This window comes from Paenibacillus sp. VT-400, from assembly GCF_001029205.1.
Lineage (GTDB): Bacteria > Bacillota > Bacilli > Paenibacillales > Paenibacillaceae > Paenibacillus > Paenibacillus amylolyticus.
The window spans coordinates 2,755,834-2,767,493 of sequence record NZ_LELF01000067.1 but is presented as its reverse complement, the minus strand read 5'-3'; the positions used below and the strand labels follow the sequence as shown (position 1 = coordinate 2,767,493).

Genomic DNA, 11,660 nt, shown 5'->3' with positions numbered 1-11,660 from the left:
ACAACTTCAAGGAGGATGAGTAATGAATCAAGAACAATTGAATTATGGTACAGATTATAAGTTCGTCCCCGTAACTTCCGTAGGAAATGGTGTGGGGATTGAAATATTACCTGATTTATTTTGCTACACTATCCAAATCGTCAATATCTGTCTAGTGGGTAACCCGGAATCTGACGAGTTCGTTTTAGTAGATGCGGGAATGCCAAAGTCAGCAAATGAAATAATCTCTGTCATTGAGGAGCGTTTCGGTGCAAACAGCCGTCCCAAAGCGGTAATCTTGACTCATGGACATTTTGATCATGTCGGAGGGGTGATCGAACTTGTAAAACACTGGGAAGTTCCGGTTTATGCACATCCGTTGGAGCTCCCCTTCCTCACAGGGGTAAAAAACTACCCGGAACCAGACCCTACAGTTGAAGGTGGTTTGGTAGCGAAGATGTCCCCATCTTTTCCGAATGAATCAATAAATCTTGGAAGCCATGTGCAAACGTTACCTCCTGACGGAACTGTACCCCATATGCCGGGATTTAGATGGATTCATACGCCAGGACATTCCCCGGGTCATATTTCGTTGTTTCGGGAAAATGACGGAGCTTTAATCGCAGGTGATGCTTTCACTACTGTAAAACAAGAGTATATGTATAAAGTATTTAATCAGGAATTGGAGATAAGTGGCCCCCCTCGCTATTTAACAACAGATTGGGTTGCTGCGAAGCAATCTGTTGTTAACCTTGAGAATTTAAAGCCCTCTGTTGCTGTAACTGGCCATGGATTACCGATGTCCGGTGAATTGCTGACAACAAGCCTGAAAAAACTGGTTAATGAGTTTGACCAAATTGCCGTACCGGATTACGGCAAGTATGTTAACTAATTTTGTTCACTTCGAGCATAGTGTTTGGACAGCGGTACAATTCCGTTGTCCAAACCAATGCTTTAACTTTTTAGTACCAGAACCTTCGTTTATTTAAAACTGCCAAAAAACTTTTTTATATCGTTCATGAGGAGTACAGGCTGTTCTAAGGCTGCAAAGTGACCGCCACGTTTAAACTCTGACCAGTGAATGATCTTATGATCGCGCTCGGCAAATCGACGAATCGGTAGCATAGTATCCTTCTGAAAAACTGCTACACCAGTAGGTACTGTAGAAATTTCCTTGTTTTCCACTGAAGGATCATACTTAAATAATGTCTCATAATATAGACGTGCTGAAGATCCAGCTGTTCCAGTTAGCCAATAATGCATGACATTTGTAAGAATATCATCACGATCGATAGCTTCTTCTGGAAGGTTTGTAGAGTCCGTCCACTCCTTAAATTTTTCAACAATCCATGCTAGTTGACCAACAGGTGAGTCGGTTAAAGCATAGGCTAAAGTCTGTGGACGTGTGGCTTGGATTTTCATGTACCCAGATAGTTCAAGATCATAATGCCTCAATTTTTCTAAACGCTCTTTTTCTTCTTTTGTCAGACTCTCTACCTCTTTAAAATCTTCAGGAGGAAATGTCGTCAACATATTAAGGTGAATCCCAATAATATGATCAGGGTTTAGCAATCCTATTTGTTGAGAAATAAATGAACCCCAATCTCCACCTTGTACGCCGTAACGTTGATATCCTAATCGTTCCATAAGCACTATAAACATCTGAGCGATACGTTGGATATTCAATCCAGGTTGCCGGGTCGGTCCTGAAAATCCGTATCCTGGAATGGAAGGCACAACCAGATGAAAAGCATCCTCTGGATTCCCTCCATAGAACCGAGGGTTAGTTAACGGACCAATAATATTTAGAAACTCAACAATCGATCCCGGCCAGCCGTGGATCATTAACAACGGTAACGCATTGGGCTCAGGAGAACGAACGTGGAGAAAATGTATGTTTTCACCGTCTATCGTTGTGTTGAACTGAGGAAACTCATTAAGTCTAGCTTCATGTTTTCGCCAATCGTAATTCTTACTCCAGTAGTTTACCAATTCCTTAACATAATTAAGTGGTACACCGTAATCCCATCCCACTCCAGGTAATTCATCTGGCCATCGAGTGCGTTCTAAACGATTTTTCAGGTCATCAAGATCAGCTTGAGGCACAGAAATGCGAAAAGATTGAATTTGTTCCAAAGTTGGATCTGCCACTTCCGTTCCTCGTTTCCTTGAATCATTCATCCTTTAAAGCCTCCTATTAAAACTATATTGATTCCATATCAATAAAATCGATGAGATCCATTGTGGCAGGCATCCTCCCAAATGTCTGCATTAAACAATAGCAACCATTCCCTCTCCATCTATTAGGATGATGGGTTACCTACTTGTACTCGTTTTATGAAGAAAGCAAGAGGCAAGCCGACAAGAGCAACCACAAACGCAAAAACAAAGCTAGTCTGGACACCTGCTATTAGAGCTAACGAATCATTTACAGGGTTTGTCGGGTCGATTGCCGTTTCCATAAAAGCATGACTCCCGACTGATATCAGGCTGATGGCGACTGCCGTACCGATTGCTCCGCAATCTGCTGAATCGTATTCATAATCGCGCTTCCATGCGGGTATAGTTCCGGAGGCAGTTGATTAAGACCATTGGTCTGCGATGGCATCCATACCGCACAGATACCGACCATCAATCCGGTGTGCATGATCATAATGAGTATTAACGAGGTACTTTCCGAAATTCCCTTAAGAAATAACAAAGCCGTAGAAATTGCGATCAAGCCCAGAGGAACAATCCAGCGTGGGCCAAATCTATCAAACAATTTCCCCATTACCGGGGACATAATGGCTTGCAGAATGCCTCCAGGTAATAGCACCAAACCCGCTGTTAAGGCATGAAGTCCCAAGCCTCTGATCAAGTACATGGGGAGCACCACCATGGCAGTTAATATGAGAAGCATGCAAACAAACAACATGAGTGTTCCAATCGAAAACATGGGGTATTTGAGTGCACGTAGATTCAACATCGGCTGCTTTATTCGGTTCTGGCGCCACACGAATACCAACAAAGCCAATATTCCTGCAATCATCGGTAATATAACCATCGCACTACCCCAACCGCCCTCACCTTCACCTACACCACTAAAAGCAAATACAATTCCACCAAATCCTACCGTAGAAACGAAAAGAGACAAAAAATCGATTTTGGGTTTGGAAATCGTAGACACATTTTGGATGAACCTCAATCCAAGCAGCAGACAAATTCCGATGATGGGAAGGGACAACCAGAAAATCCACTGCCACCCCAAGCTTCCGATAATTATTCCCGACAACGTTGGGCCCGTGGCAGGTGCTACAACCAGCACAAGACCCAAAATACCTATGACCGCGCCTCTTTTTTCTGGAGGAAAAATAATAAGAATAGTATTAAACATCAATGGCACCAACACGGCCATACTTGCAGCTTGAATGATTCGTCCGATTAACAGCACCTCAAACCCTGTGGCAAGGGCGGCAATTAATGTACCGCCTATCGATAAGCTTAAGGAGAAAATAAACAGTTGCCTGGTGGAAAACCATTGCAGTAGCAGTCCCGACAACGGAACTAAAATGCCCAGTGTTAACAAGTAACCAGTGGTTAGCCACTGCGCCATGGAAGCTGAAATCTGGAACAAGTCCATCAAGCTGCTTAAGGCGACATTCAGCGCTGTTTCGCTGAACAGTCCGACAAAACCACTAAGCAAGAAGACTGCCATAATGAGAGTTGTTTGGTAGTTTTTTTTTGAATTTTGTACGACTTCTGATCCTTGCACATTCATCTGTACACTTCCTATGCATAATAGATTTTATAGATACTTTATGTATCTAATTATTTCAAAAAAAATTAAAGTTTGTCCTTCATTTTAATAACAAGTTTGACCAACATTTGCTCTCCTAAATGCTGCTCCATTTTGGCCTCTGCGGCTTCAACGACTTGCTGAATCGGACATTCAGGTCCATGGTCAAAACTGCAATCAAATAAAGACGATGTACCTTCAATAGCATGAACGATATCAAGTAAAGATAGTTCATCCCATTTTTGCTTTAATCTATATCCCCCATGAGCTCCGGAAGCGGATTCGATCATGTCCGCTTTAGCGAGCTTGGTCAGAATTTTGGACAAATAGGTAGGAGATACCCCCTGTTTCTCAGCCAGCTGATGTACCCCAATTGTCTTGTCGGGGGTAGCGGCCATCAAAAAAAGCATCGTATGAAGCGCATAATCGGTAGCTTTTGAGTATTTCAAGCTCATCAACCTTCTTTATTAGAGAATCTACATATTCATACTATTTTTAAATTGATCGTTGGATCAAGCTTATGAAAGGTCAAGTCGCTTTACTGGCTGAATTCTTCTTCGGTCAGCTCAAGATTCAGGCTTGCGGCAGCAACACTTCCTGCAGCGGCAGCCACAATAAGTTGTGAAGGGGCACCTGAAGCTGCCTCACCGGCAGCAAATATTCCGGTAATCCCCGTCTTTCCTGTAGCATCGGCAATGACCCCTCCTAAGGCATTTGTCTCCAAGCCTAACCGCTCAGAAAACACAAAATTCGATTGCCAGTTCGGAGTAACAAAGCCACCTGTTCGTCTAATTTTGGAGCCGTCAACAAATTCGACTTCTTGCAGTATCCCGTCTTCGCCATGAAATGCCGCGACTTTTTTTTCAGAAACCGTGATATTGTAGCCAATCAATTTTTGCTTTTGTTCATCGGTCAGAATACTGCGCCCGTTGCTGCAGATGACAAGATCACGACTCCAGTTATATAACAGCTTTGCCAAGTGAAAGAGACCCTCGTTCTCGGCAATAACAATTAGCGGACGATCTCTAAGTTCCCATCCATCGCAATAGGGGCAATGAAACAGACTTTTCCCATACAACTCCTTCAAACCGGGAATATCGGGTACCGTTTCCTTCATCCCTGTAGTAATCAACAGCTTGCGTGCTCGTATCATCTGATCTCCTGCCATAATTAGAAACCCTTCCGGTATCTTCTGGATATCCATGACCGTAAGTGGGTGATGTTCTACAGATGGATAACTCGTGACCTCTTCATAAGCGATGCGCCGAAACTCTGACGGTGTAATCCCATCCCGTGTCAGAAATCCGTGTGAAGCATGTGTAACTGCATTGCGTGGTTGATTGTTATCCAGCAGGGCAACCTTCCGTCTGGCTCTACCCAGTACTAATGCCGCATTCAATCCTGCGGGACCACCGCCAATAATGGCACAATCATAAATCATATTCATTCGCCTCCTTCAAATTTGTTTGTCGGGCCTTAATCAACATATCACAGACCCTTAATATCTGTAAATAAAGTAATTAAATTTTTATTAATGTCTAGATGGCATGAGTACGCTATTTGTGATGGGGGAAGTACAAGAAACAGATAAAAGTACCCAGAAATATCGTTTTCATGATTCCATATAAACAGGTCATTGTAACTTCAATCGCTTGTGCCGATTGTACCAATATCTATGGTCAAACTACTCATTAGTTGAACAAAAAACAGCCGATTAAATTGATTGATCGACTGCTTTCAACTGTCTTTATTAAGCTACCATTGGTAAGCTAATTATTCGAAACGAATCTCATCTATCCAGATTGTACTATTTCCACCATGCCAGAATGTCATCGTTAGTTGTCCTGGGCTGCTACGATCTATACCCTTCGCTGCCAAATCAATTTCAACTTCTTTGAAGCTGGTTGTTACCGTATCCCCGCTGAAAGCTGCCAGTGTTTGGGACACTCCCCCGATCGAGAGCTGCATATGATGTTGTTCACCGCCATGTGCACCTTTGATTTTAATTACCATCTTTGAATAATTTTCTATGTTCTGCTTAATATCAGAGCCAAACCATCCGTTATTGTTATACTGAAGCTTCAACGCGCCTGATTCAATGACACCAGCATCGTTTACAAACCCGTTTGCTCCTGTCCATTTGCTAATACCATTGCTTCCCGGCCAACTCATTAAGTCCTTAAATTCATCCAGGAGTAAACTGCTCGTTCCGCTGCTGTAACCGCCGTCATAAGGAGTTTGAGTTAAGCTATACGAAAGTGTATTTTCAGACTTCAAGCTGTCGAAAGGCCCGATGTTCTGGTTAGCAGGATCCATGCCGATGCCGACTTTTCCAATCGGTGTCCTGCCGCCGGTATAATAATTTGTATTGGCAAATCTTGCGCTCGGACGATTGCCATAAGGATCAAGAATGGACAGCGCCAAGGTGTAAGTACCCGCTGGCAGGTTGGAAGGGATATCAAATTCCCCGGAAACTTGCTGATCCGAAGGCGTCTGATCATATTGACGCGTAGAACTGTTCCAGTCGTCACCTGGCATCCAATTCCGAATATCCTCATTGTTGAATATGCCCTTCCAAGCAACTGAGCGATCACTTCTCAGCAAGCTGGCTTCAACGGGCCATTTATAATAGAACGGGGCAGAACCTTTGTTTACAACTTGAAAAGATACTTTCATTTTCTCACCAGGCTGCACGTTTTCCGAAAATGTCGCTTGATTGATGACGAATCGATATCCGAGTTCCTTCTGCATCAGTGCAGCTCCCTGAGAGACAGCGGAATTTTTGGCATCGTACAGATCAATCCAGCCTAGACTGGTCGTATGCGTCTTTTTGATCCAATCGATAACATAATTCCGATGTCTTATATCGCTTAACGTATCATCCGGAGAATCGCCAGGCTGGATATGTTTCTGTCCCCAATCATAAGCAACCTCGCCGCCGTTGACTTGTGTTCTCCAGCTATCTCTAGCAACAATGCCTTCCCCACCTTCCAAATCATCAATTAATGCGAATGAGTCCCAAAGAAGGCCGAAATCATAATTCTGGAACGTATCGGGATAACGTACTTGAACTTTCTTATTTTGAAAAGCTTGCTCAGCAGCGTCTCCTAAAGCTGTCTGGAAGCTGAGCGGAATCCGGTCGGTCTCATCGGCAAGTTGATCCGGATAAATATGATGTTCTCCCCAATTCCCCCACAATCCCAGCTCCACATAAGCAACACGGGGATCGCTATCCCATGCCTGACCTAGCTTTTGAATAAATGCAGCAAGACGATCTTTCAATATATTTGTTGTCCAGCGTGTAGCCACGTCGCCACTAGGAACCCCTTGGGGCCAAAATTCTCCTTCGTTCGGATATACGATGAGAACGCGAGGAATAACTTTTTTATTTTGGCTTTCAATCCCGGCCCAAGCTGCATTGCTCCAATCCATGATTTTCTGTACAGAGTCCGATGACGCATTCTCCAAATCCGTGTATTTGATATAGTGCTTAAACACCGTTCCGTATTCATGATTCGGAAATTTGGTGTCATTCATAAACCGAGTAGGTCTAAATCCCTTAAAAGGGTTTTTGAAAGCCTCTTGCGTTTCAGTTAGATTAACGGTGATTGTACCAGCTGCTGCTGACGTTTTAGGAAACATTACCGCTAATGGACCTCCTATGAATAACCCAAGAGTTAATATCATGGCCATCGGTTTAAGTAATTTTCTTTTCATCAATGATTCCTCCCAATATCTGATATAAACTTACTGTTGCTAGTGTTAAATTAAGTTTGCAATAACATTATGTAGACGTCTTTTCCACCTCACTGCCTTTAGTCAATAATTTACTCAAGATTCTATTATATGATCAATAATCAACCGATCCAAATTGTATCTGTGAACGTCGAGGTCGTCTTGTTTTAATTATTTTGGTAAGTTTCATGCCCTTCTTTCGCCTTTATATTAAACATACTTATATATACACACACTATCCTTTCTGATAGTAACTATCAATAAAGTGCGTACTTTGTTTAAGTAAGTTTTTATTTTATACTAGCCTTACTTTGAGGAAAGGAGTCAAAAACAATGAATAAAGTCAAAACCTACAGTCACGATCTTTGGGATCACGGCATCAGCCAGGGCTACAGCGTCAACGGCACCATTTATATTTCGGGACAATTTTCCCACAATACGGAGGGTGAATTCGTTGGTGAGGGCGATATTGAAGCACAGACCCGGCAGACGCTGGAGAATCTCGATCGCGTGCTGGCGGAATTTGGTATCACAAAATCGAACCTCGCTTATGTGGAGATTTATCTGACAAACGCACAAGAGCATATCGAGCCGTGCATTGGGTTGTTTAAGGAATACATGGGACAACACCGGCCTGCGGGCAGCTGTATCGGTGTGACATACCTAGCGTCACCTGAGCAGTTGATCGAAATCAGTGCCGTTGCACACACAAACTAACTTCATTACTGTTTTTTTATATGTCACTAAATGTGATATTTCTTGAATGCTTAAAAGAGAATCATTTCATTATTCGCTATATCGGATCTTTATAAAAATGATTGTATGAGTTGAGCCTTGACATTCTATATAAACTGCGATAATATTACCTTAGATGACAGTCACCACTGACAGTCATTAAGGCGAGGGATAGCGAATAAGTAACAGTGAAATTTTAGCAACAATGAATAAAATGCTGTTGGCAACGCTCGATCTAATCACGGAAAAAGGTTACAAGATGTGCAGATAATCACTAGGGCTCAACCCCCTAGTTTTTTTACTCACATGATGACAGTCAGTACAGACAGTCATTTCAATTTGAAGGGTGGTGGTTTGGCAGAACAAAGATAAAAATGACGCAATACGGATGAAGAAAATAGTTTAAATTAAGTAAGTTTTGATCAGTCGAATACCAACCACTAACCAAGGAGTGAACATGACATGACATTGAAAAAAGACGATAACACACGCCGCACCGCTGCACAGCACACCCTGACCGAGCACCTGCGCCTTACCGCAGCAGGACGCGTCGACGAATGGTTGAAGCTGTTTGCCCCGGACGCTGTGCTCGAGTTCCCGTACGCGCCGGCCGGCGTCCCCCAACGGGTTACGGGCCGAGACGCACTGTTTGCTCACATGAGTAACTTTCCCAAGACCTTTGACGTGGAGTTCGTCGACCTGGTATTCCACGAGACGGTCGATCCGAATCTGGTGATCGCCGAATTCCGCTCGACGGGAACGGCGCTGCCGACCGGCAAGCCGTACGAGCAGACTTGCATCTCCGTCGTTCGGACCAATGACGACGCGCTCATCACCCACTACTTGGACTACTGGAACCCACTAGTAGCGATCGAGGCGCTCACCCCCCACGACGTGCAGTCCGATCCTGATGACCACAGTGTGACTTTTGGGAGCTGAGGGGAAGCCATGTTTTTAGCTGATGCCTATGCCCTCCGCTGATGCTAGCACGAAGAGCGACGAACGACGTCGGACCATCAATGCATTTTCATTATAATTTATTGTAATAAACATGGTACCATTTCCTGAAAGAGGTGATGGTACCATGTTTATTTCCCAATGGTTCTAACGTCTCTAATTTTATTTGACATTGTTATGTACTTTAGCTACTATAACAATGATGACAGTGATTACTGACATGATTAGAAAAGAGGAATGAAGATGTCTAACAATACAAAATTAAGCAGTAGGGAAAAATTAATGACGGCTGCCATTGACTTAATCTCAAAAAAAGGCTATAGCAGTGTAACAACTCAAGAAATTGCTACTTCTGCTGGTTTAAGTGAAAAAACATTGTTTCGGCAATTTGGAACGAAACAAAACTTGTTAGAAACAGCCTTCGACCATTATCACTATTCAGAAGAAATGGCCAAGATATTTAATGAAAGGCTAGTTTGGGACCTACAAACGGACTTAACATTGATCTGTAAAACTTATCATGAAATTATGAATCGTAATCGAAAAATGATTATGATTAGCTTGAAAGAAGAAGATAATTTACCTGGTTTCAGGGAACGAACAATAAAACATCCTCGTCAACTGATGGAGGTTTTGACCAATTATTTTAAAACTATGTATGATAAAGGAAAATTGATTGAAACGAATCCTGAACTACAAGCTTTTTCATTTATGTCACTGAATTATGGTACATTTATAAATAATCTGAATGCAGGAACTTATTTTCCAGCTCTCTCTTTAGAAGATATTATTAAAGAGTTTGTATGGCTATTCTCTAGGGCCTTAACTCCCTAGTTTTTTTCTCGATAATGTGACAGTGAGCACTGACGGTCATTTGTTTAATTATTCATAGCATATAAAGAATCGAGGAAAATTAAATGAACAGCAACGCTGCTACAACAGATAAAACAGGCCAACTTTTACTCCGTGTTCTAGTCTTCACGCTTATTATTTCAGTTATGAACGGAACGATGTTTAATGTGGTATTGCCGGTAATCAGCAAGGAATTTGAACTCACCGCATCACAAGTAACTTGGATTGTCTCAGGTTACTTGATTGTGTATGCCATTGGTACAGTAACCTATGGGAAATTATCAGATAAATTTAGTATTAAAGCTTTAATTACGTTTGGTCTCTTACTTCTCGCGGCTGGGTCCATTGTGGGTGTGGTGGCAACAAAGTATTGGATGATCATCGTTGCGAGGATCTTGCAAGCTGCTGGTGCGGCTGTAATACCGGCGTTAGCCATGATAATTCCTGTTCGTTTTTTTTCTCCTGAGAACCGTGGTCACGCTTTGGGAACTTCTGCAATCGGGACTGCTCTTGGATCAGCACTTGGTCCCATTATTGCTGGATTCGTCTCGAGTGCTTTAAATTGGAAATTTCTCTTTGTAATACCTCTGCTCTCTCTTATCACGTTACCCTTTTATAGAAAATATTTGGATGATCAGCCAGTGACAAACGAAAAAATTGATTATATTGGCGGTATTCTGTTGGCAGGAACAGTCTCCACTTTCTTACTGGCACTTTCACAATCCAATATCTGGTTGTTAGTAAGTGGATTAGTCATCTTAGGTTTGTTTATCCTGCGAATTCGCTATGCTTCCGTTCCCTTCGTGAATCCCGTGATCTTTAGAAATAAAGAATATTCGATGGGGATGGTTATTGCATTTGTACTAATCGCGGTTGGCTTCGGCATTCCATTCCTGACACCACTCATGTTATCGAATGTGAATGGTCTGTCTCCTGCATTAATCGGATTCATAATGTTGCCTTCAGCCCTTGTTACAGCGTTTCTTGGTCGTAAGGGCGGAAAATTAGCTGATGAGAAAGGGAATCCTTTTCTACTGTATACTGCCTCAACACTGCTTGTTGGTGGTTTCATTATTCTCTCTTCAGTCGTGGGGATGTCACCTACGTATATTCAAATTTTCCTCACACTAGGTGTACTAGGTCAATCTTATATGCAAATTGCTATGTCAAACACCATTTCACGTACCTTGCCTAAGAATGAAATTGGGATCGGTATGGGATTGTTATCGATGTTTAACTTTATTGCAGCAGCAGGATCTACGGCTGTCATTGGCAAGATACTTGACGGTGGAACAAGTACTATTCAATTAAATCCGTTTGTACATGATAATGTTGCTTTTGTGTATAGTAACATTTTGCTGGCTCTAGCCGTGGTAGTCGTTGTAATGACAGTTCTTTATTATTATCAGTTTGGACGTAAATCCAACAATAAAATAACAATATATTCTAAAGGAGTTGAAATCAACGAAAAATATGACCTATAATTTTGTCCTTGAAGACATTTTGTTATTTAAAGGATTTCTGTACTTATTTACTTTCTCGCAACATGCGCAATGACTGTAGCTTTGCCAACGGGCTCATTTCGTTTTCGAAATCTGAACCACACTTGAACCTTTAGCGATAT

Annotated in this window: 9 protein-coding genes and 1 pseudogene; 5 read left to right on the top strand and 5 right to left on the bottom strand. The window is 42.3% G+C overall.

From position 1 onward, the window contains the following. Positions 1 to 22: 22 nt before the first annotated feature. The gene (locus EL84_RS22780; protein WP_047843235.1) at positions 23 to 871 is read left to right on the top strand and encodes an MBL fold metallo-hydrolase; all 849 of its coding nucleotides are present in this window, start codon (positions 23 to 25) and stop codon (positions 869 to 871) included. Positions 872 to 960: 89 nt separating this feature from the next. Here the strand turns inward: EL84_RS22780 and EL84_RS22775 are convergent, their stop codons facing one another. The 5 genes and pseudogenes from EL84_RS22775 to EL84_RS22755 all read right to left on the bottom strand — a co-directional run bounded on the left by EL84_RS22775 (position 961) and on the right by EL84_RS22755 (position 7,474). After that, entirely contained in the window at positions 961 to 2,160 is a 1,200-nt protein-coding gene (locus EL84_RS22775; RefSeq protein WP_047843234.1) for an epoxide hydrolase family protein, read from the bottom strand. A gap of 122 nt (positions 2,161 to 2,282) precedes the next feature. Next, a pseudogene (locus tag EL84_RS22770) lies at positions 2,283 to 3,739 on the bottom strand (DHA2 family efflux MFS transporter permease subunit). A 65-nt stretch (positions 3,740 to 3,804) separates the two neighbouring features. Continuing rightward, on the bottom strand, positions 3,805 to 4,206 hold the full coding sequence (locus tag EL84_RS22765) for an Rrf2 family transcriptional regulator (RefSeq protein ID WP_047843233.1): 402 nt from the start codon (positions 4,204 to 4,206) through the stop codon (positions 3,805 to 3,807). A gap of 89 nt (positions 4,207 to 4,295) precedes the next feature. Next, entirely contained in the window at positions 4,296 to 5,198 is a 903-nt protein-coding gene (locus EL84_RS22760; protein ID WP_047843232.1) for an NAD(P)/FAD-dependent oxidoreductase, read from the bottom strand. Positions 5,199 to 5,530: 332 nt separating this feature from the next. Next, on the bottom strand, positions 5,531 to 7,474 hold the full coding sequence (locus EL84_RS22755; RefSeq protein WP_047843231.1) for a DUF4832 domain-containing protein: 1,944 nt from the start codon (positions 7,472 to 7,474) through the stop codon (positions 5,531 to 5,533). A 351-nt stretch (positions 7,475 to 7,825) separates the two neighbouring features. On the opposite strand from EL84_RS22755, the gene EL84_RS22750 reads away from it, so the two are divergent. From EL84_RS22750 to EL84_RS22735, 4 genes are all read left to right on the top strand, one after another. Continuing rightward, positions 7,826 to 8,209, top strand: a complete 384-nt coding sequence (locus EL84_RS22750; protein ID WP_047843230.1) for a RidA family protein — start codon at positions 7,826 to 7,828, stop codon at positions 8,207 to 8,209. A gap of 480 nt (positions 8,210 to 8,689) precedes the next feature. Next, positions 8,690 to 9,166, top strand: coding sequence for a nuclear transport factor 2 family protein (locus tag EL84_RS22745; RefSeq protein ID WP_047843229.1), 477 nt, complete (start codon positions 8,690 to 8,692; stop codon positions 9,164 to 9,166). 261 nt (positions 9,167 to 9,427) lie between these two features. Next, positions 9,428 to 10,018, top strand: a complete 591-nt coding sequence (locus EL84_RS22740; RefSeq protein ID WP_047843228.1) for a TetR/AcrR family transcriptional regulator — start codon at positions 9,428 to 9,430, stop codon at positions 10,016 to 10,018. 83 nt (positions 10,019 to 10,101) lie between these two features. Beyond that, positions 10,102 to 11,520 (top strand): MFS transporter, encoded by a 1,419-nt coding sequence (locus EL84_RS22735; RefSeq protein ID WP_047843227.1) that lies wholly within the window; start codon positions 10,102 to 10,104, stop codon positions 11,518 to 11,520. Positions 11,521 to 11,660 lie beyond the last annotated feature (140 nt).